This is a genomic window from Rhodococcus sp. LW-XY12, from assembly GCF_019317345.1.
Taxonomy (GTDB): Bacteria; Actinomycetota; Actinomycetes; order Mycobacteriales; family Mycobacteriaceae; genus Rhodococcus; species Rhodococcus pyridinivorans.
Window position 1 is genome coordinate 3922810 of record NZ_CP079225.1, and the last position, 20881, is coordinate 3943690.

Genomic DNA, 20881 nt, shown 5'->3' on the forward strand with positions numbered 1-20881 from the left:
GTGCCACTGTGGCACACCGAACTCGGTCTCGTAACGGGCAAATCGGGCCCATCCGGGATCGCCCCTCCCCCTCAGGGGCCTCTCAGCGACGGACGGTAGCGTCGGCCGGCGTGCGTTCACGTCTTCTCCCCCTGCTTCTCGCTGTAGCCGGTCTGCTCCTCGTGGGCACGGGTTCGGTCTTCGCCTGGCTCGACCGCCCCCAGACGACGGTCGCGACCGTCTCGGAAGAGCCGAGTCCCTCTGCGGACGGCGTCGACGAGGCGCGGAGCAATCTGCAGCGGGCCGGACTTCCGCTGTCGGTGCTCGACGGCGGGGTCGGTCAGCTGACGGAGGGCAGCACCCAGCTCGACGACGGTGCCCACCAGCTCTCCGACGGTCTCCGGCAGGCCCGTGACGGCGGGGAGCAGCTCGCCGACGGTCTCGGACAACTCGACGGCGGTGTCGACATGCTCGGCGACGGTGCCCGCCAGGTGAGCGGTGGCGTCGACGAGGTGGTCGACCGGCTCTCCGGTTTCGGGGAGATGCAGGGCGACGTCACCGCGCAACTCGCAGCTGTCGCCGACACGCTCGGTGCGTCTGCAGATCCGGTCTCGCAGGGCGCGGCCGGCCGACTGCGCGGGCTCGTCGAGACCCTCGACACGCAGGGCCTCGGACCGGACACCCTCGCCCAGCTCGGGCAGTTGCGCGACGGCGCACGGCAGCTCGCCTACGAACTCACCGATCCGAACGCGCAGTTCGTTGCGGGCATGGCGCAGGCCGCCGACGGCTCGCGACAGCTCCGCGATGGCCTCGTTCTCCTCGACGACGGTGGCCGAGCCCTGACGGACGGCACCGGACAGCTGGTCGACGGTGTGGGGCCGGTGGCCGACGTCGTCGGTGGCATCGCCGACAACGTCCGGTCGGCCACCGAAGCGCTGCCGCGCACCGCGCCGGCCGCTACGGACACGCAGGCTGCGGAGGTCACGGCGACATCGGATCGTCAGTGGTGGCCGTTCGCGACGATCGCGGTCGGCACGCTGCTGCTCGTCGCGGCGACGGTCGTCCCGCTCGTCGCCGGGCGTCCGCTCGCCGTCGCCCCCGCGCAGCCGACCCGGTAACCACCCGAAGGCTCGACGACCTCAGGCAGCGGCGTCGAGGTGGCCGCTCAGACGCTGACGGAGCTGCGCGCGCGGCACGTGCGCTTCCACGAGGGCGCCGGTCGCCGGATCGTCGCTGCGCAGCAGTCCGAGCAGGATGTGTTCGGGACGGATGACCCGTTCGCGGCGTGCGATGGCCTCCCGCAGCGCGAGTTCGAGCGACTTCTTCGCCGCCCGGTCGAACGGGATGTGACCGAGCCGGTTCGCGACGCCCCGCCGATCGGCGCTCTTCCCGTCGAGCACCCCCTTGCCGAAGGCCGCTTCGAGACGGCTCCGGACCTCATCGAGATCGATCCCGATCGCTTCGAGCGCCGCGGCGTCCTCGTCACCGAGCGGGGCGTCGGCGGTGCGGGCGGCCCGGTCGGAGCGGAGCCCGTCGACCGTGAGACCTTCCTCTGCGAGCAGGACCCGCAGCGGTTCGTCCGCAGCGACAGCGGCCCCGATGAGCAGGTGCGACGCCTCGATCCGGGGATCGCACACCCGGATCGCCTCCTGTTGCGCTGCGACAACGGCGGACCTGGCACCGTCGGCGAATCGTTCGAACATGTCGATCACCTGCGCTTCCGATTGTGCTTCTGATGGACCGCCTGGCGGCTGACACCGAGCTCGTCGGCGATGGCCTGCCAGGACCAACCTCGCTCACGGGCATTCGTGACCTGGACCTCCTCGAGCCGTTCCAGCAGCCGGCGCAGGGCACGCACGGCGCGCAGGCCCACTGCGGGATCGGAGCTCGCGGCGGCAGCGGCGAGGGTGGTGGCTTCACTCATGTTGTCAATATAGGTTGACACCGAGGGCACGTCAACGACGATTGACAGAAACGGAATCTGCGCAGGTGGTGAAGGCTCTACCGGCACCAGCCGCCGGTGGTCGCGAACTTCTCCAGCACCGCGAGCGGCCCTGCGAGGTCCATCCCCTCGGCAGCGACCCACTCGTCGGAGAAATAAGTGTCGGCGTAGCGCTCGCCGCCATCGCACAGCAACGTCACGACGCTGCCCTCACGGCCCTCCGCGAGCATCTCGGCGATCAGGCCGAAGGCTCCCCAGAGGTTCGTGCCGGTCGAGCCGCCCACCCGACGTCCGAGCACGGTGCTCGCGTGCCGCATGGCGGCGATGGACGCCGCGTCGGGCACCCGCACCATCCGGTCGACGACCTCGGGCACGAAGGACGGCTCGACGCGCGGACGTCCGATCCCCTCGATACGCGAGGGCATGCCGGTCGTGTAGTCGGCCGATCCCGTCTCGAACCCGCCGAAGAACGCCGAGTTCTCCGGGTCGACGACCGCCAGCCGTGTCCGGTGACGGCGATAGCGGATGTAGCGGCCGAGGGTCGCGCTCGTGCCGCCGGTTCCGGCGCCGACGACGATCCACTCCGGCACGGGATGACGCTCGAGACGCATCTGCGAGTAGATACTCTCGGCGATGTTGTTGTTGCCCCGCCAGTCGGTGACCCGCTCGGCGTTCGTGAACTGGTCCATGAAGCAGCCCCCGAGCTCGTCGGCGAGCCGCTGAGCCTCGGTGTAGATCTCGGGCGGGCGGTCGATGTAGTGGCACCGGCCGCCCTGCGCCTCGATGAGCGCGACCTTCGCCGGTGAGGTGCGGCGCGGTACGACGGCGACGAAGTCGAGGCCGAGGAGTCGCGCGAAGTACGCCTCACTGACCGCGGTGGACCCGGACGACGCCTCGATGATCGGGGTCCCTTCACGGATCCAGCCGTTGCACAGGGCGTAGAGGAACAACGAGCGCGCGAGACGGTGCTTGAGGCTGCCCGTGATGTGCGTCGACTCGTCCTTCAAGTACAGGTCGATGCCCCAGTCCGCGGGGAGGGGGTAGCGGAGCAGGTGGGTGTCGGCGCTGCGCTGGGCGTCGGCCTCGATGAGCCGGACCGCGTTGTCGACCCAGTCCCGGGGTGCGCTGCGGTCGACGACCGCACCGGTCGCCGTCACCGCCCGTTCTCGCCGCGCATGCGCTTCTCGAGGTCCGCGCGTTCGGTGCGCCGACGCTCATCGACCGCGGCGATGCCCACGTTGACGCGACGCCGAAGCGACGCGAAGAGCACGAGCGAGACGGGCAGGGCGATGAGCACGGCGAACAGGGCCGCGACGAGGAGGGGGATTTCCACCCCGAATGCCCGAGGAACGTAGAGAATGAGCAGAGTGAGCACGACCACGAGGGCGAGTCGGGCCACCGAGTACAACGCGACGTCCCGGATCAGAGACCCGGCCCCCGCCTGACCGTCGGCGGCCGTGGCGCCCTCACCGTGAGGGTGTGGAGTGCGCTGGGAGGGGGTATCCGAGGGTTCGTTCCGGCGTTCGTCGTTCACCACTCCAGGTTAACCGGCCGCCCGGACGACGAGCTCCGCGTCGATTTCCGTAAGTCGGACATCCGTCCGTTTTGTCTATTACTTCCGCTTTACCAACCGTAGACCGTTCGAGCAACCAGGGGTATCGGTGCCACCATGGGCTTGGACATCCCGATCGAACAACTCGATCGCGTCGAACAACACGATCACGACAACCGGGAGGACATTCGCAATGAGCGCACCCACTTTCAACGGCGCGAAGGAATCCCTGCTGACCCCGGGCCAGGTGGCGGCACTGTTCCATGTGGATCCCAAGACCGTCACCCGGTGGGCCCACGCCGGCCGATTGGGCTCGCTGCGGACCCCCGGTGGCCATCGCCGCTTCCGTGAGTCCGAGGTCCTGGCGCTTCTCCGCTCCCTCACGACCGAAGCGACACGCTGATCCGAGACAGCAGAATCCGCACCTCCGGCGTACACCTGCCGGATCCCGGCCGACCACCCGCGGAACCCACGTGCCGGACCGGGTTCCTCCCACCTAGAATGTGGACGAACCGGTCTGCGGTCGCCGCGGCCCGGAGGTGCACGGCGAGGGCACGTCCTCGTCCGGCACCACCACGGTCAGGAGGTGCAACGTGCTCTATCTGTTGGCACTCATCGGTGCGGTGACACTCGCCGTCCTGCTGTGGAAGGCGTACGGTCCCACATCTCGTCCGCCGTCCCGCGTGATGGGGCCTGACGACGATCCCGACTTCCTGTGGAAGGTCGATCGCGAGGTGCACCGCCGCCGGAGTGGCGACGGCACCGGCGAGTCCGATCAGGAGCGGGGCGACTGACCGTTCGCGTTACGCCGAGCGGTCTGTCACCGCGCGGCGAAACCGTCGGTGATATCCGCGGCGAGTCCGAGCAGGGCGCGCCGCGTACCCGACTGCAACCGGTCCAGGTCGATCTCCGCCCCTTCTTCGAGGTGGGGATCGAAAGGCAGGACGTGGACCGCGCGGCACCGCTGTTCGAAGTGTCGCACCACGAGGTCGAGGTCGACCTTGCCCGACCTCGGCCGCACCGCGTTGACGACGGCCACCGACCGCTCGACGAGTTCGCGATAGCCGTGCGCGTCGAGCCAGTCGAGCGTGGCCGACGCGCTGCGGGCGCCGTCCACCGAACCGGAACTGATGACGACCAGCGTGTCGGCGTTCTCGAGGATCGCGGTCATAGCGGAGTGCATGAGCCCGGTCCCGCAATCCGTGAGCACGATGCTGTAGAACCGCTCGAGAAGACCCCACGTCCGTTCGTAGTCGTCGGCGCTGAAGGCCTCCGAGACCGCCGGATCGGTGTCCGAGGCGAGCACCTCGAGACGATGCGTGTTCTGCGAGGTGTAGGCGCGCACGTCCGCATATGTCTCGAGCAGCGACTGATCGCGCAGCAGCGTGCGCACCGTGGCCGGCGTCTGTTCGGCCACCTTCTGACTCAACGTCCCGCGGTCCGGATTCGCATCGACCGCGACGATCCGATCGCCACGCAGCTCCGCGAAGGTCGAGCCGAGCGTGACCGTGGTGGTCGTCTTGCCCACCCCGCCCTTGAGACTCAGCAGGGCGATCCGATGGCAGCCGTGCAGCGGTGCACGCACCCGCTCGGCCGATTCCTCCTTGCGTTGCTGCCGGGAACTCTCCCCCACGTGCACGCGACCACCGGTCGCCCGGTAGACGACCCGCCGCCAGCCCTTCCGCGGCGGCGCGGCGACCGGACGTACAAGTAGCGACGAGTCCAGCGCCGTCGCGTCCAATGCGTGTCCGTCGAGCCCCGACGACCCGTTACCGGCCCCATTCACCGCGTTCTCCCCCCGTCGACTGTCACGGACGACGGCGCGACGATAGCAGCCTCAGTTGAGCCCGGCGTACGAGTGCAGGCCCGACACGACCATGTTGATGATGAACAGGTTGAACAGCACCGTGACGAAGCCGACGATGTTGATCCACGCTGCGCGGGTGTTCCGCCAGCCGGAGGTCGCACGCGCGTGCAGATAGGCGGCGTAGATGACCCACGAGATGAACGAGACCGTCTCCTTCGGGTCCCAGCCCCAGAAGCGTCCCCACGCCGCCTCGGCCCAGATTGCCCCGAGGATGATGCCGGCGCCGAACAGCGGGAAGCCGATGATCGTGGTGCGGTAGGCGAGCCGGTCGAGGGTCTGCGCGTCGGGCAGCCGCTCGGCGATCGCCGCGAACACACCGCTGCGCTCCTCGCCCTTCGGGAAGCGGATGCGCAGCAGGAACAGCACGCTCGCGACACCCGAGACGAGGAAGATGCCGCTGCCGACGCTGATGATCGTCACGTGGATCGGCAGCCAGAACGATCGGAGGGCCGGCACCACGGGAGCGGCGTCGGCATACAACACCGTCGCCGCGAGGAACATGAGGATCAATACGGGGACCACCAGGTACACCCACATGATCCGGTAGGCCGGCTTGCGGAGGACGATCAGCCCGAAGATCACCGCGGCGGTGCACGCCATCGAGACGAACTCGTACATGTTGCCGAGCGGGAACCGCTCGGTGGCCAGCCCACGCAGGACGATCGAGGCGAGCTGCAGGCCCGCGACCACGACGACGAGCGCGCGTCCCATGTTGCCGAGACGCTGCGACACGGTGCGCTTCGGCGTCTGGTTGATCCGTCCCGGCCCGGTCGCGCGCTCGGCGGGGGCCTGCTGCCTTCCGGCGGCCACGAGTTCGCGTTCCCGCTCCGCCACGACGTCGGCCCGGTGGGTCGCGTACTCGGCGATGAGCAGCAGCAGAGCCAGCACGAGCACCGCGAACGCCGATTCGAAGGCCCAGTCGCTGTACTGCGCGAGGGTGTCGTTCTCTGTCATCAGTTCTTCTTCTCCTGTGCCGCCGGGGCGGAGGGTGCATCGTCGCCGAGAAGGCGCTCGACCAGTCGGTCGAACTCGTCTCCCCATCCGGCCTGATCGGTTCGTGCGAGACCGCCGAGCTCTACTACGGTCCGTCGTTCGCCGTCGCTCACTGTACCGTCCGGGTACGCGCGTGCCCACACTCTGCGTCGTTTGACCAGCAGCGACACGAGCAGTCCGCCCATCATGAAGATCGCCGCGACCAGCACCCACTGCTGAGCCGGGTCGTGGGAGACCTGCAGGTTGACGAAGTCGGTGGCCTTGTCGAATCGCACCTCGGTGCCGTCGGCGAGCGTCACGCTCTCCCCCGGACGCAGGTTGACACGATCCTGCTTCACGAGGCGTCCCTGATTGATCAGTTCCTTGTTGAGCGAGAACAGCGACTGCGGGTTGCCGGTGTCGAGACCGGAGTCGCCCTTGTAGATGTCGATGGCGACAGCCGGGTCCGTCAGGGCGGGGAAGATCGATGTGAGCAGCGTGCCGTGGAAGGACGCCGTCGGCGCGAACAGTCCCTCGATCGCGATCTGGTTCTTCCGGCGCTCGTCGGCGTCGGGGTACATGCCACCGGGCGGGTCGAAGCGCATGGCGCCGCTGCTGAGGAAGGTCGTCGCGTCGTCGGGCGCCCACTGCATCGTTTCGGTGCGGGTCTCGCCGTTCGGCCAGGTGACCGTGAAGGTCGGGGCGTAACCGTGACCCTGTAGGTACACGCGGTCGCTGCCGACCCGCAGCGGATGGTTGACCTTCAATTGCGCGTCGCGCCAGGTGTTCGTGACGAGGTCGTCGCCGTACTGGTACTCGATGTCGGAGGTGAACATCTCGGCCTGGCCGTTGTCGAGATAGTCGGCGACGAAGGTGTTCACCCGCACGCACATGGGGTTCAGACCGGTGCCGTCGAGCGTGCTGCCGGCGCGGAACGAGTCGAAGGAGGCGGGCGAGGTGGTGCAGAACTCCTCACCGTTCGCGACGAGGATGCGCTGCCCCTCGTAACCGAAGAGCTTGCCGGCGGCGACGGCGACGAGCAGCCCGACGAGGGAGATGTGGAAGACCAGGTTGCCGGCCTCGCGCAGATAACCCTTCTCGGCGGAGAGGGTCACCTCGCCGTCACGCCCGCGGGCACCGCCCTCGCGGCGCACGACCTTCCAACCGCGCAGCTCTTTCTGGATCCGGTCGAGGGCGTCGGCGGGGGCCTCGGCCACCATCGTCTGTGTGTGGTGCGGCAGGCGCTGCAGGTTGCGCGGCGCGGCGACCGGCGGGGTGCGCAGGGCGTGGAAGTGCTCGACGCAGCGCGGCAGGATGCAGCCGACCAGCGAGACGAACAGCAGCACGTAGACGGCGGTGAACCAGAAGCTTCCGAAGACGTCGAACAGCTCGAAGCGGTCCATGATCGGTCCGAGCGTCGGCCGGGCCGCGATGTACTCGTCGACCTTCTGGGTGTTGAGGCTGCGCTGCGGCAGGAGTGCGCCCGGGATCGCGGCGAGCGCGAGCAGGAACAGCAGGACCAGCGCGGTCCGCATCGACGTCAGGCCGCGCCAGGTGTTCCGCACGAAGGCCGTGGCACGTCCGAACGCGGCCTGTCGCGGCGGAGGCGACGGCTGCGGTGCGGGGGTCGGGGTGTGTGTCGCGGTCATACGGGCAGAGTCACTTCCGAGATGAACGAGTCACGGACCCAGGACACGAACAGGTCCCACGCACCGGTGACGAGAGCGATGCCGACGGCCATGAGCATCAGGCCACCGACGATTTGCACGGTCCGCGCGTGGGTGCGCAGCCAGCCCACCCCGCGCAGCGCCCGCGCCGAACCGAGCGCGAGCACGACGAACGGCAACCCGAGGCCGAGGCAGTAGGCGACGATCAGCGTCACCCCGCGTGCCGCGGTGGTGCCCTCGGTGCCCGCCGCGAGCGAGATGACGCCGGCGAGGGTGGGACCGAGGCACGGGGTCCACCCGAGCGCGAACACCGCGCCGAGCAGCGGGGCTCCCGCAAGGTTCGAGATGCGCCGGGGCGCCGGACGCGTGTCGCGCTGCAAGACTGGGATGAGACCGATGAAGACCAGACCCATCACGATGGTGACGACACCACCGATCCGCATGAGCAGTTCGCGGTTGACGGCGAGCGCGGAGATCGCCCCGAACACCGAGGCCGTCGCGAGGACGAACACCACGGTGAATCCGAGGACGAACAGCCCGGCGGCACCGGCCACCCGGAGGCGGCCGTCGCTGCGGACGGTCGTGGTGCGGGCACCGGCCTGCTCGGCGGTGACGGCGGGGGCCTCGGCTCCCACCACTCCGGCGAGGTAGGACAGATAGCCGGGAACGAGCGGCACGACGCACGGCGATGCGAAGGAGACGAGACCGGCGAGCAGGCACGCGCCCATCGCCAGCAGCAGCGGACCCGACAGGGCCGCGTTCTGGAAGGTCTCCCCGACACCCGACGCAAGGATCACTGTTACTGCTCCGAATCCGGTTCCGCCGCGACCCGTTCGACGACCGGTTGCAGGTCCTCGGCGAGCAGTTCGGTCAGGTAGACCGCAGCCACGCGGTGCTCACGGTCGAGGACGACCGTCGTCGGCACGACCGAGGTCGGGTAGTTGCGGCCGAGGGCGAGCAGCGACCGCATCGGCGGGTCGTAGATCGACGGGTAGCCGATCCGCTGGTCGGTGACGAAGTCCTGGGCCTTGTCGCGCTGATTGTCGCGGACGTTGATGCCGAGGAACTGCACCCCGAGATCTTTGGTGGCCTCGTAGACCTCCTCGAGATCGTCGGCTTCGCTGCGGCACGGCGCGCACCACTGGCCCCACACGTTGAGCACGACGACCTGGCCCTCGTAGTCGTCGAGGGAGATGGTCTCGCCCTCGTTCATGAGGTCCTCGCCGGTGAGCTCACCGAGGGTGCCCCGGTCGGCCGGGGGGTCGTAGAAGATGCGGGTCTGCCCGCCGGGCGAGACGAAGTCGAACGTTCCCCCGGTGGCGACGGCGTCGTCCCCGGTGGCGCAGGAGGTGAGAAGGACGGCACCGCAGATCGCGGCGACCGTCGCCCGGAACACCTTTCTCATGCGCCGTGGACGTTCGGGTCGGAGGCGCCGGCCGGCTCGGAGTAGACCAGGTCGACGAGGGTGTCACCCTCGTAGACCAGGGAGGTCAGCGAGGCGAGGCTGCACTGGCGGCGACGCGGGTCGTGCCACAGTCGCTCGCCCTCGAGGAAGCGGCGCAGCGTCCACACCGGGAGTTGGTGGCTCACGCACACCGCTTCCCGCCCCACCGCGGCCACGCGGGCCGCGTGAACGGCGGCGAGCATGCGGTGGGCGATCTGCAGGTAGGGCTCGCCCCAGGAAGGGGTGAACGGATCGCGCAGCTTCCACCAGTGGCGCGGGCGGCTGAGCGCACCGTCGCCGACCGAGACCTTCAAGCCCTCGAAGTCGTTGGCCGCCTCGATGAGGTTCTCGTCGGTGCGGATCTGCAGTCCGTGCTTCTCCGCGATCGGGGCGGCGGTCTGCTGGGCCCGTTCGAGCGGGGACGCGACCACGTGTGCGATGTCGTGGTCGGCGAGCGACGCCGCGACCGCACGTGCCTGGGCCTCACCGGTCACCGACAGCTTGAAGCCGGACAGGCGGCCGTAGAGGATTCCGGAGGGGTTGTGGACCTCTCCGTGGCGGAGCACGTGCACGATCGTGCGGGTCTCGGACGGGGCGGCGTCGGTCACGTCGATGTTCCTCGAGGGGTGTGGGAGGGGCGGATCGGGCTGGGCAGGCAGGAGAGCGGTGCTACGGCGCGGTCGCCGCGGCGGCCGCGCGCGCGGCGTGCGGCAGCGCGTCGGCGACCCGCGAGAACGCGTCGTCGTCGAGCGCGGACGAGACGAACCACGTCTCGAAGGCACTCGGGGGTGCGTAGACGCCGCGCTCGAGCAGCGCGTGGAAGAAGGCCGAGAAGCGCCAGGTCTGCGCGGCCTTGGCCTGCTCGTAGTTCGTCACCGGCTCATCGGTGAAGAAGACGCTCAGCAGCGTGCCGGCATTCTGGACGCGGTGCGGCACCCCTTCGGCGGCGAGTGCCTCCCCCAGCAGACGCCCGAGGGTCTCGGAGTTGCGGTCCAGGGTGGCGTAGACCTCGGCGTCGGCGGCACGCAGGCTCGCGAGGCCGGCGGCCACGGCGACGGGATTACCGGACAGGGTGCCGGCCTGGTAGACCGGTCCGCTCGGGGCGAGATGGGCCATGACGTCGGCGCGGCCACCGAAGGCCGCGGCGGGCAGACCTCCGCTCATGACCTTGCCGAAGGTCATCAGGTCGCCGGAGACACCGTCGATGCCGTGCCAGCCGGTCGGGCTCGCGCGGAAGCCGGTCATCACCTCGTCCATGATCAGCAGCGCGCCGTGCTCACGGGTGAGCTCGCGCAGGCCCTCGTTGAAGCCGGACACCGGCGGGACGGTGCCCATGTTGCCGGCGGCGGCCTCGGTGATGACCGCGGCGATCTCACCGGGGTTCGCCTCGAAGGCGGCGCGCACGGCGGCGAGGTCGTTGTAGGGGACGACGATGGTGTCGCCCGCCTGGGCGCCCGTGACGCCGGGCGAGGTGGGCAGACCGAAGGTGGCGAGGCCGGAACCGGCGTCGGCGAGCAGCGCGTCGACGTGACCGTGATAACAACCCGCGAACTTCACGATCTTCGACCGTCCGGTGAATCCGCGCGCGAGACGGACGGCGCTCATCGTCGCCTCGGTGCCGGAGTTGACGAGCCGGACCTGCTCGACGGGCGCGATGCGGGCAACGATCTCCTCGGCGAGTTCGACCTCACCCTCGGTGGGGGCACCGAACGACAGACCCGCCGACGCGGTGGATCGGACGGCCTCGACGACCGCCGGATGCGCGTGCCCGAGAATCATCGGGCCCCAAGAACACACCAGGTCGACGTAGGTTTTTCCGTCGACGTCGGTGAGCAGCGGACCCGATCCCGATGCGAAGAAAGGAGGATTGCCGCCGACCGATCCGAACGCGCGGACCGGAGAGTTGACGCCCCCCGGTGTCACCTTCGATGCCCGGTGGAAGAGTGCGGCGGATCGAGTGTCGTGGGTGGACGAAGCATCGGGGGTCGCAGTCACGACTTCCAGTGTCCGTAGTTTCGCGGGATTTGCCAAAAACAGTGGTCCTCAAACCTCATGTGTTTTTTCTCCCTTACCAGGAAAAAGGGACACCGTGAGTGACTTGTCGCACCTATCGTCTGAGGCATGCCGACGACAGCCGAACACCTGCGCATCGCACTCGACGGTGCGTGGCACGAAGCACGCGAACGCGCACGCAAGGATCTCGCGCACGAGAAGTTCGCACCGCACTACACCCCCGAGACCGACAAGGCGCGCGCCATCACGCTCGAGCAGATGCGCATCCTCGCCGAACACGGCTATGCCGCGGCGGGCTTCTCCGTCGAGTCCGGCGGCACGGGCGACGCGGGCGGCGCGGTCGCATCCATCGAGATGCTCGCGATGTCCGACCTGTCGCTGATGGTCAAGGCGGGCGTGCAGTGGGGCCTGTTCGGCGGTGCCATCGAGAACCTCGGCACCGAGCGGCACCACGAGAAGTACGTCAAGCAGCTCATCGACCTCGACGTGCTCGGCTGCTTCGCGATGACCGAGACGGGCCACGGCAGCGACGTGCAGTCGCTCGAGACCACGGCGACCTATGATCCGGACACCCAGGAGTTCGTGATCCACTCCCCCACCCCGTCGTCCCGCAAGGACTACATCGGTGGCGCGGCGCAACACGCCCGGTTCGCGGCCGTCTTCGCGCAGCTCGTCACGCAGGGTGAGACGCACGGTGTGCACTGTTTCGTCGTCCCGATCCGCGACGAGGACGGCAACGACCTGCCGGGTGTGACGACCTCCGACTGCGGTTACAAGGGCGGCCTGCCGGGTGTCGACAACGGCCGCATCGTCTTCGACCAGGTGCGCATCCCCCGGGAGAACCTGCTCGACAAGTACGCGGACGTCGAACCGGACGGCACCTACGCCTCGGACATCGACAACCCGAGCCGACGGTTCTTCACGATGCTCGGCACGCTGGTCCGCGGGCGCATCACCGTCGGCGGCTCGGCGGGTGCGGCGGCGCGGGTCGCGCTGAGCATCGCCACCCGCTACGCCGAGAAGCGTCGCCAGTTCGACGCCCCCGGGCGCGACGGCGAGGTGCCGATCATGGACTATCTCGTCCACCAGCGGCGCCTGCTCCCGCTGATCGCCCGCTCGTACGCGCTCGGCTTCGCCCAGAACGAGCTGCTCACGACGATGCACCGGCTGCAGTCGACGTCGTTGCAGGAACTCGACGCGCAGGAACAGCGCGAACTCGAGGGTCGCGCGGCCGGCCTCAAGGCCGCCAACACCTGGCACGCGTCGCGGGCGATACAGGAGTGCCGCGAGGCGTGCGGTGGTGCCGGCTACATGGCCGAGAACCGGCTGACGGCGCTGCGCGCGGACGTGGACGTGTTCACGACCTTCGAGGGCGACAACCACGTCCTGACCCAGCTGGTCGCGAAGGAACTGCTCACGGCCTACGCCGACGAGGTGCAGGGCATGAGCCCGGTGGAGTGGATGCGCTTCGCCGCGACCACCATCTCCGACATCGTCAAGAAGCGCACCGCGGCGCAGCAGATCATCCAGACGATCGTCGACACCCGCCAGGACAACGAGGAGGACGGCAGCCTCTTCGACCGCGGCACCCAGGTGACGATGTTCGAGGACCGTGAGCAGTACCTGCTGTCCACTGCGGCCCGGCGCCTGCAGGCCGCGATGAAGCGTGAGGACAACCCGTTCGACGCCTTCAACTTCGTGCAGGACCACGTTCTGCACGCCGCCCGCGCGCACATCGACCGAGTCGTGCTCGAGGCGTTCGTCGCCGCGATCGAGGACTGCAAGGACGAGACCGCCCGCGACCTGCTGTCGGAGCTGTGCGATCTCTACGCGCTGACGATCATCGACGAGGACAAGGCGTGGTTCATGGAGCACCGCCTGCTGTCGGTCGAACGCGCCAAGGCCGTCACACGCGGGATCAACGAGCGGTGCCGCAGCCTGCGTCCGCACGCGTTGACGCTCGTGGACGGGCTGGGTGTGCCCGACTACCTGCTCGGCTCGGCCATGCTCGACCGTGAGGGAGCGGTCGTCCCACCTCAGGACGTCGCAGTCTGACCGGGTTCGCCGACGAGCTCGTCGAGCCGTGCTCGCAGCTCGTCGGCGTCCTTCGCCCACGCCCGCACGAACGTTCCTCCGATGAGCCGCAGTCCGACAGGCTTGCGGCCGCGCGGCACATCCGCCAGTTCGCCGAGGCTCCGGGCGGTCTCCCAGCGTTCCGGATCGCGCCGGTCGTCCGGTGGCGGCGGCAGCACCGCCTCGATCTCGGCGACCGGCAGTTCCTCGGTGCCCTGCCGCAGGACCGTGGAGGTGAGCTCGACGCTGACGTGCCGACGAGCAGCCACGACCATCACGTAGGAAAAGCCGGCGAGCACGATCGCGATGATCGGCAGCGCGACCCAGTGCACGACGGGGCCGGTGAACAGTTCGACGACGAGGGCCACGACGCAGACCAGCGGGCCGATGGCGACCGTGCGCCAGCGCGCTCCGGGTTCGTGGAACAGCGGCCCGGCCGGGTCGGTGCCCATCGGATCAGGGGTTGCCGGATCAGGGGTTGCCGGATCTGGGGCCGTCGGGTCGGTCAAGCGGCGAACGCGCCGGGGATCACCAGCAGCACGGTGGTCACCAGTCCGAGGAGGGCGATGAGAGCGATCAACACCAATTCGCGACGGCGCCCATAGGGCCGCGGTTCCACCTGCATGACGTCCTTTTCGCTCGACGGAAAGGGCCGTGCGGCCCACATGGTGAGCCCACCGTACTCTTCGGTCGCGCCGGACGAAACCGAGTGGTACCTCTATTCTTCCGGCAGTCGCAGGAAGAAGCGGTTGGCATCCCGCCGGTGCATCAGCACGATCGCTCCGACGGTCGCGACGGCTTGCAGAATGCCCACCACACCGAGTATCCAGCCCGCGCCGCCCTCCCCGACGCCCACACCGAAGACGGTGGGCAGGGTCGACAGCGACATGAACACCCCGAGCAGGGTCAGCAGCATCCGGGCCCAGTTCTTGGCCTTCAACAGCTGCCTGACTACCAGATAGAGCAGTCCGACGATCACCAGGCCGATGCCGGCGGTCAGCGCGACCAGCAGCGGGACCGCCGACTCGAGCTGCTCCGTGGTGACGCCCTCGATGGCCTGCTCGGCGGCCATCGTGGTCATGAGGTCGAGCAGTTCCTCGCGTCGACTCAGCAGATCGGCGAGACTTGCCGCCAAACTCACGACGGCGAGAGCGAGTACCCCGCACCACAATTGGTGGGCCGTCGTGACGTCTCCGGGAACGGGACGATTCGCCGCGGGGCCGGGCCCGACAGGAGGTGCGGGGAAGCTCATGACAGGCGACCCGCGACCTCGGCGGCCCAGTAGGTGAGGACGACGTCCGCACCGGCCCGCCGGATGCCGACCAGCGATTCGAGGATCGCCGCATCGCGATCGATCCAGCCCTTCTGCGCGGCCGCGGTGATCATCGAGTACTCCCCCGAGATCTGGTAGGCGGCCACCGGGACGGGCGAGCGGTCGGCGACCTCGCGCAGCACGTCGAGATACGACATCGCCGGCTTGACCATCACCATGTCGGCGCCCTCGGCGAGGTCGAGGTCCACCTCGTGCAGCGACTCGCGACGGTTCGCCGGATCCTGCTGGTAGGTGCGGCGATCTCCCTCGAGGGACGAGCCGACGGCGTCGCGGAAGGGACCGTAGAACGCCGAGGCGTATTTCGCGGAGTAGGCGAGCTGACCGACCTCGGTGTGCCCGGCCTCGTCCAACGCGGACCGGATGAAACCGATCTGGCCGTCCATCATGCCGCTCGGGCCGAGCAGGTGCGCCCCGGCCTCGGCCTGCGCGACGGCCATCTCGGCGTAACGCTCGAGGGTCGCGTCGTTGTCGACGACGCCGGTCTCGGTGAGCACACCGCAGTGGCCGTGATCGGTGAACTCGTCGAGGCAGGTGTCGGCCATGATCACCGTGGAGTCGCCGAGTTCGCTGCGCAGCGACCGCAGCGCGCGGTTGAGCACACCGCCGGGATCGCTCGCCGCGGAACCACGGGCGTCCTTGTCCTCGGGGCTGGGCACACCGAAGAGCATCAGGCCGCCGACACCGGCGGACACGGCCGCGGCCGCGGCCTTGCGCAGCGAATCGGCGGTGTGCTGGTACACCCCGGGCATCGACGCGATCTCGCGCGGCTCGTCGAGGCCGTCGGCCACGAACATCGGGAGCACGAGGTGGCGGGGTTCGAGGGAGGTTTCTGCCACGAGCCGTCGGATGGCGGGTGTGCTGCGCAGCCGGCGGGGACGGATGTCGGGAAACATGGGGAGAACACCTTCCATACGGGTCGTGCGCGGCCCCGGTAGTGGCGACTACCGGGACCGCGCACGGATCATCGGATCACCAGAGATCAGCGGCGGGCGCGGGACTTCTTCCGCGGCGGAGGCAGTGCGCCTTCCGCGCGGAGCCGGGCCGCGTGCTCGGCGAGCGCGTCGACCAGGGGCCCGATCTGCGCGGTCTCGGGCTGCACGTCCACCCGCAGGCCGAACTCGATCGCCGTCTCGGCCGTCTTCGGGCCGATACACGCGACGATCGTGCGGGCGTGCGGCTTGCCGGCGATACCCACGAGATTGCGGACCGTCGACGACGAGGTGAAGCACACCGCGTCGAAACCACCGGTCTTGATCATCTCGCGGGTAGCGGCCGGCGGCGGAGCGGCACGCACGGTGCGGTAGGCGGTGACGTCGTCGATCTCCCAGCCGCGCTCGCGCAGACCCTCGGCGAGGGTCTCGGTGGCGATGTCGGCGCGCGGCAGCAGCACCCGGTTGACCGGATCGAAGACGTCGTCGTACGGGGCGAACTCGGCGAGCAGGCCGAGGCTGGACTGTTCGCCGCTGGGCACGAGCTCGGGGATGATGCCGACCGAGCGCACCTTCGCAGCGGTGGCCTCACCGACGCACGCGATCTTGACGCCGGAGAACGCGCGCGCGTCGAGACCGAACGCCTCGAACTTCTCCCACACCGCACGCACCGCGTTGGTGGAAGTGAACACCACCCACTGGTAGCGACCGTCGACCAGGCCCTTGACCGCACGTTCCATCTGCGCGGGACTGCGCGGCGGCTCGACCGCGATGGTCGGCACCTCCATCGGGATCGCGCCGTGCGTGACGAGCCGCTCGCTCATCTCGCCGGCCTGATCCTTGGTGCGGGGCACGAGCACGGTCCAGCCGTACAGGGCGCGCGACTCCCACCACGACATCTTGTTGCGGTGCGAGACGACCTTGCCGACGGTGACGACGAGCGGTCCGACGAGCTCGGAACCCGCGTCGTTCAGGGTCGCGAGGGTGGCCTCGACGGTGCGCTGCTGACGGGTGGTGCCGCGCACGGTGATCGCGGCGGGGGTCTGCGGCGCCAGGCCGTGTTCGACCAGCGCGCTGGCGGTCTCGGCGAGGTGGCCGGAGGTCGCATGGAGGACGAGGGGGCCGGGGGCGGCGGCGAGCGCGGCCCAGTCGACCTCTCCGCGCACGTCGACCTCGGTGTGGCACGAGCCGAGCGCCATACCGGCGTAGCTCGGCACGGACGATCCGGCGGGCAGGCCCGGCAGGACCTCGAAGACCACCTGGGTGCGGGCGACGGCGTTGACCTCGGCGATCACCGAGTCGGTGGTGAGCGGGTCGCCCGCGACGAGGCGCACCACGTCGCGACCGGCCTTCGCCTCGGCGACGAGCGTCTTGGCGACCTCGGCGGGCTCGCCGAGCGCGGGACGGACCTCGGCGACGGGCTCACCGGTCTCCGGGTCGGTGCCGTGGTCGACACCGACGAGGGCCACGACACCCTTGTCGACATCGGGGTCGGTGAAGGCGATCGTGGCGCCCGCCAGCACGTCACGCGCGCGCACGGTGAGCAGCGCAGGATCGCCCGGGCCCGATCCCACGAACAGGATGCGCCCGGGGTTGTGCTTACGGACTCGGCTCATCGGTCATTCTCCAGTGCGGTCAAATCAGCGGTAAGGGCAAATCGGGTGACGGTGACGGCTGTGTCAATCATCGGCAGGTCTCGTCTCGGGGAGGACCCCGTGCTCGACCATGAGCTCGCGCGCACCGAGGTCGAGCAGTTCGCGGGCGACACGGCGACCGAGTTCCTCGGCCTTCTCCGGCCCCCCCACCGCGCTCGCTCGCAGCACATCCGATCCGTCCATGGCGGCGGCGCATCCGCGCACCGACAGTTCCTCGATCACCCGGCCGTCGTCGTCGAGCGATTCGACGACCTCGGCGATCGCCCCCACCGGTGCGGTGCATCCGGCTTCGAGTTCGGCGAGCAGCGAGCGCTCCGCAACGACTGCGGCGCGGCTCGGCGCATGGTCGAGTCCGGCGAGCAGCTCGATCATCTCGGGATCGTCCGACCGGCACTCCACGGCGAGCGCACCCTGCGACGGCGCGGGCAGCATCTGTACCGGTTCGAGGGACTCGGTGACCCGGTCCAGGCGTCCGATCCGCGACAGTCCGGCACGCGCGATGACGATCGCGTCGAGTTCGCCGGAGTCGACCTTGCCGATGCGGGTGTCGATGTTGCCGCGCAGCGGTTCGATCTGCAGTCCCAGGCCGAGCGCAGCGAGTTGTGCCCGCCGGCGCGGCGCCGAGGTACCGACCTTGGAGCCGGGCGGCAGCTCGCCGAGGACGAGTCCGTCGCGGGCGACGAGCGCGTCGCGCGGGTCCTCCCGCTCGGGGACGGCCGCGACGACGAGGCGCGGATCCTGGAAGGTCGGCAGGTCCTTGTAGGAGTGCACGGCGACGTCGACCTCACCTGCGAGCAGCGCCTCGCGCAGCTCGGCGGTGAACACGCCGACGCCGATGCGCTGCACCGGGCCGGGCGTCACATCGCCCTTGGTGGTGATGATGACGAGCTCTGCCGGGCGACCGGCGGCAATCAGTGCGTCGCGCACGGTACCGGCCTGGGTCGTGGCGAGCACGCTGCCGCGGGTACCGATCCGCAGGGGACGATCCTGCCGAGCAACATCGTCGCGGGAAACCGATGCGGCTTCGGTGCTCATGCGGTGCCGTCCTTTCGTGAGGCCTGGAGTTCGGTGGTGACAGCGGGGTCGAGTGCGGCGGACAGATCCCCCGAGAGGGTGGGATCGGTCAGCGAGTTCAGATCCTTGGTGGGTGTCGCGACCGCCTCGACCGAGCCCGGGCGCAGCTCGAACAGCTCGCGCAGGGCCTCGGCGTACTGGTCGCCTCCCGGCGTCGACGCGAGCTGCTTGACGCGCACCGTCGGTGCGTGGAGGAGCTTGTCGACGACCCGGCGCACGGTGCGGGCGACCTCGCCGCGCTGGCCGTCGTCGAGATCGGGCAGTCGCGATTCGAGGCGCATCAGTTCGCCCTCGACCACTTCGGCGGCGCGCTGACGCAGTGCCGTCACGGTGGGGGTGACCTCGGCGAGTCGCTGCGCGGTGAGGTACTGCGACAGCTCGGCGGCGACGATCGTGCGGGCGGCCTCCGCGTCGGTCGCGGCGGCGCCGGCCGACGGGTCGCGCTGCAGCGACTCCATGTCGAAGACCTGCACACCGGGAAGACCGGCCACGGCGGTGTCGACGTCGCGCGGCAGACCGAGATCGCAGATCGCGAGGGGGCGTTCGCCGCGGCCGGGCTGCGCGAGTGCGCGGTGCGCGTCGGCGAGCGTGACGACGGCGCCCACGGCTCCGGTGCAGGTGACGGCGACGTCGGCGCGGCTCAGTGCGGTCGCGAGATCGTCGAATCCGACGACCTCGGCGTCGACACCGGCGGCCTGTGCGGTCTCGGCGAGTCGCTCGGCACGGTCGCGGGTGCGGTTGGCGACGACGATCGAGCCGACCTCGGCCCGGACGAGATGCGCGACGGCGAGACCACCCATGGCGCCGGCACCGATCACCGCGGCGGTGCGGCCCTTCAGGGCGCCTCCGAGGAAGTTCGAGGCCTTGTCGAGCGCGACCGACACGACGGATGCACCGGCGGCGTCGATGCCGGTCTCCGAGTGCACCCGCTTGCCGACGCGCAGCGCCTGCTGGGCGAGTTCGTGCAGGGTGCGGCCGGCGGCCTGCTGAGCGTCGGCGGCGGCGTAGGCGGTGCGGATCTGGCCGAGGATCTGCTGCTCCCCCACGACCATCGAGTCGAGCCCGCTGGCGACGGAGAACAGGTGTTCGGCAGCGGCCTCGCTGTAGCGGACGTAGGCGTGCTTGTGCAGTTCGGTGACGGGCAGACCCGAGTGCTCGGCGAGCAGTTCGCTGACCGCGGCGAGCGCGCCGTGGAAGGCGTCGACCACCGCGTAGATCTCCACCCGGTTGCAGGTGGAGACGATCATCGCTTCGGAGATCTTGTCCGACGCCAGCATCTTGTCGGTGAGCTTGGGGCGGTCGGTGTCCGTGACCGCCACCTTCTCGAGCACCGGGACCGGTGCGCTCCTATGCGATATCCCGACGAGGAGAACACTCACGGTGCGATCACCGATCCGTTTCTGGTCGCGGCCGAGCCCATCGGACCCGCCTTTCCTGTTGTGGTACGCCGAGCAGAGCTTCGGGTGGACACCCGCGGTATGCCGGCGGGGCGTACGTCGCCGGCAGCAGGACGAACGTCAGCGGTCGCGGCCCGGGGGGTCTCCCCGTTGCGGGTGCTGTTGAAGGACAGGACCTGCATCTCGACGGACAGATCGACGCGTCGGATCTCGACGTGGTCGGGGACATCGAGTTCGACGGGAGCGAAGCTCAGGATGCTGCGCACTCCTGCGAGCACGAGCCGATCGCACACCTGCTGTGCTGCCTCGTCGGGGGTGGCGACGACACCGATGGTCGCGCCGAGTTCATGGGCTCCGTTCTCGAGATCGTCGACGTGACGCACGACGAGATCGCCCACACGTGTGCCCACCACGTCGGGATCGGAATCGAAGAGTCCGGCCATCGTGAAACCGCGGCGGTCGAAGCCCGGATACCGGGCGAGGGCGCGGCCGAGGCTGCCAACTCCGACGAGCACGACGCGATGGCCCCGGTCGAGTCCGAGAGCTGCTTCGATGCGGGACTGGAGGCGCAGGACGTCGTAGCCGACGCCGCGCACTCCGTTGGGTCCGAGGAAGGACAGATCCTTGCGCAGTTTGGCCGAACCGACCCCGGCGGCGGCCGCGAGTTCCTCACTGGAGACGATGAGAGTGCCCGCTTCGGCGAACGCACCGAGGACCCGGAGGTAGGTCGCGAGACGCGTCACAGTAGCCTGTGGGATATCGCGGACCGGAGGAGTGGGAGTGGCACCCTCGCCGGACTCGGCGGTGCCGCGAGCGTCCTCGCCCTGCGGTGGGTGCAACTGCGTCACGGTACGTGGCTCCTCGTCCGGCCGGTGGATAGACGCCTGGCCTCACGGTGATCCGGGAATTCGTTCACACCACGGTAACCGCTTGTGAAGCCATGCACAAAGTTGCTCGAAGCACCCCGAATGTGCTTCCCACCTG

General features: G+C 69.5%; 22 protein-coding genes. 4 read left to right on the forward strand and 18 right to left on the reverse strand.

What is annotated here, in order from left to right:
* Positions 1 to 110 precede the first annotated feature (110 nt).
* Entirely contained in the window at positions 111 to 1097 is a 987-nt protein-coding gene (locus KXC42_RS18085; RefSeq protein ID WP_033096111.1) for a membrane protein, read from the forward strand.
* Between the two features lie 21 nt (positions 1098 to 1118).
* Here the strand turns inward: KXC42_RS18085 and KXC42_RS18090 are convergent, their stop codons facing one another.
* From KXC42_RS18090 to KXC42_RS18105, 4 genes are all read right to left on the reverse strand, one after another.
* Positions 1119 to 1682, reverse strand: a complete 564-nt coding sequence (locus KXC42_RS18090; RefSeq protein WP_024101708.1) for a Clp protease N-terminal domain-containing protein — start codon at positions 1680 to 1682, stop codon at positions 1119 to 1121.
* A 5-nt stretch (positions 1683 to 1687) separates the two neighbouring features.
* On the reverse strand, positions 1688 to 1903 hold the full coding sequence (locus tag KXC42_RS18095) for an HTH domain-containing protein (protein ID WP_006552320.1): 216 nt from the start codon (positions 1901 to 1903) through the stop codon (positions 1688 to 1690).
* Between the two features lie 77 nt (positions 1904 to 1980).
* The gene (locus KXC42_RS18100; RefSeq protein WP_006552321.1) at positions 1981 to 3078 is read right to left on the reverse strand and encodes a PLP-dependent cysteine synthase family protein; all 1098 of its coding nucleotides are present in this window, start codon (positions 3076 to 3078) and stop codon (positions 1981 to 1983) included.
* On the reverse strand, positions 3075 to 3458 hold the full coding sequence (locus tag KXC42_RS18105) for a DUF4229 domain-containing protein (RefSeq protein WP_006552322.1): 384 nt from the start codon (positions 3456 to 3458) through the stop codon (positions 3075 to 3077). The genes KXC42_RS18100 and KXC42_RS18105 overlap by 4 nt, the downstream gene beginning before the upstream one ends.
* Before the next feature lie 208 nt (positions 3459 to 3666).
* Here KXC42_RS18105 and KXC42_RS18110 point away from each other — a divergent pair, with 208 nt between their 5' ends.
* Positions 3667 to 3876, forward strand: a complete 210-nt coding sequence (locus KXC42_RS18110) for a BldC family transcriptional regulator (protein ID WP_006552323.1) — start codon at positions 3667 to 3669, stop codon at positions 3874 to 3876.
* A 190-nt stretch (positions 3877 to 4066) separates the two neighbouring features.
* On the forward strand, positions 4067 to 4267 hold the full coding sequence (locus KXC42_RS18115) for a hypothetical protein (RefSeq protein WP_024101710.1): 201 nt from the start codon (positions 4067 to 4069) through the stop codon (positions 4265 to 4267).
* 26 nt (positions 4268 to 4293) lie between these two features.
* On the opposite strand, the gene KXC42_RS18120 is transcribed toward KXC42_RS18115, so the two are convergent.
* The 7 genes from KXC42_RS18120 to hemL form a co-directional block, all read right to left on the reverse strand.
* A complete protein-coding gene (locus tag KXC42_RS18120; protein WP_219129338.1) occupies positions 4294 to 5259 on the reverse strand; it encodes a MinD/ParA family protein in 966 nt (321 codons plus the stop codon).
* 51 nt (positions 5260 to 5310) lie between these two features.
* Positions 5311 to 6294 carry a c-type cytochrome biogenesis protein CcsB gene (ccsB, locus tag KXC42_RS18125; RefSeq protein WP_219129339.1) on the reverse strand — a complete coding sequence of 328 codons (984 nt, stop codon included), beginning with the start codon at positions 6292 to 6294 and terminating at the stop codon, positions 5311 to 5313.
* Positions 6294 to 7961: a cytochrome c biogenesis protein ResB gene (locus KXC42_RS18130; protein ID WP_019291208.1), complete on the reverse strand. Its 1668-nt coding sequence runs from the start codon at positions 7959 to 7961 to the stop codon at positions 6294 to 6296. Before KXC42_RS18130 ends, ccsB begins: the two co-directional genes overlap by 1 nt.
* On the reverse strand, positions 7958 to 8776 hold the full coding sequence (locus KXC42_RS18135) for a cytochrome c biogenesis CcdA family protein (protein WP_006552329.1): 819 nt from the start codon (positions 8774 to 8776) through the stop codon (positions 7958 to 7960). Before KXC42_RS18135 ends, KXC42_RS18130 begins: the two co-directional genes overlap by 4 nt.
* A 2-nt stretch (positions 8777 to 8778) precedes the next feature.
* Positions 8779 to 9384: a TlpA disulfide reductase family protein gene (locus KXC42_RS18140; RefSeq protein ID WP_006552330.1), complete on the reverse strand. Its 606-nt coding sequence runs from the start codon at positions 9382 to 9384 to the stop codon at positions 8779 to 8781.
* Positions 9381 to 10031 carry a histidine phosphatase family protein gene (locus tag KXC42_RS18145; RefSeq protein WP_006552331.1) on the reverse strand — a complete coding sequence of 217 codons (651 nt, stop codon included), beginning with the start codon at positions 10029 to 10031 and terminating at the stop codon, positions 9381 to 9383. Before KXC42_RS18145 ends, KXC42_RS18140 begins: the two co-directional genes overlap by 4 nt.
* A gap of 61 nt (positions 10032 to 10092) precedes the next feature.
* Positions 10093 to 11418: a glutamate-1-semialdehyde 2,1-aminomutase gene (gene hemL, locus KXC42_RS18150; protein WP_219129340.1), complete on the reverse strand. Its 1326-nt coding sequence runs from the start codon at positions 11416 to 11418 to the stop codon at positions 10093 to 10095.
* A 126-nt stretch (positions 11419 to 11544) separates the two neighbouring features.
* Here hemL and KXC42_RS18155 point away from each other — a divergent pair, with 126 nt between their 5' ends.
* On the forward strand, positions 11545 to 13491 hold the full coding sequence (locus tag KXC42_RS18155; RefSeq protein WP_024101715.1) for an acyl-CoA dehydrogenase: 1947 nt from the start codon (positions 11545 to 11547) through the stop codon (positions 13489 to 13491).
* Here the strand turns inward: KXC42_RS18155 and KXC42_RS18160 are convergent.
* From KXC42_RS18160 to KXC42_RS18190, 7 genes are all read right to left on the reverse strand, one after another.
* Positions 13473 to 13961, reverse strand: coding sequence for a hypothetical protein (locus KXC42_RS18160; protein WP_219129341.1), 489 nt, complete (start codon positions 13959 to 13961; stop codon positions 13473 to 13475). The two genes, KXC42_RS18155 and KXC42_RS18160, sit on opposite strands and share 19 nt — an antisense overlap.
* Before the next feature lie 266 nt (positions 13962 to 14227).
* Complete coding sequence (locus KXC42_RS18165) at positions 14228 to 14761, reverse strand: hypothetical protein (protein ID WP_024101717.1); 534 nt, start codon at positions 14759 to 14761, stop codon at positions 14228 to 14230.
* On the reverse strand, positions 14758 to 15735 hold the full coding sequence (gene hemB, locus KXC42_RS18170; protein ID WP_219129342.1) for a porphobilinogen synthase: 978 nt from the start codon (positions 15733 to 15735) through the stop codon (positions 14758 to 14760). Before hemB ends, KXC42_RS18165 begins: the two co-directional genes overlap by 4 nt.
* An 86-nt stretch (positions 15736 to 15821) precedes the next feature.
* A complete protein-coding gene (locus KXC42_RS18175) occupies positions 15822 to 17387 on the reverse strand; it encodes a bifunctional uroporphyrinogen-III C-methyltransferase/uroporphyrinogen-III synthase (protein WP_033096113.1) in 1566 nt (521 codons plus the stop codon).
* A 63-nt stretch (positions 17388 to 17450) separates the two neighbouring features.
* Positions 17451 to 18461, reverse strand: a complete 1011-nt coding sequence (gene hemC, locus KXC42_RS18180) for a hydroxymethylbilane synthase (protein WP_219129343.1) — start codon at positions 18459 to 18461, stop codon at positions 17451 to 17453.
* On the reverse strand, positions 18458 to 19879 hold the full coding sequence (locus KXC42_RS18185) for a glutamyl-tRNA reductase (RefSeq protein ID WP_024101721.1): 1422 nt from the start codon (positions 19877 to 19879) through the stop codon (positions 18458 to 18460). The genes hemC and KXC42_RS18185 overlap by 4 nt, the downstream gene beginning before the upstream one ends.
* Positions 19876 to 20745, reverse strand: coding sequence for a redox-sensing transcriptional repressor Rex (locus tag KXC42_RS18190; protein ID WP_019291201.1), 870 nt, complete (start codon positions 20743 to 20745; stop codon positions 19876 to 19878). Before KXC42_RS18190 ends, KXC42_RS18185 begins: the two co-directional genes overlap by 4 nt.
* Between the last annotated feature and the right edge of the window lie 136 nt (positions 20746 to 20881).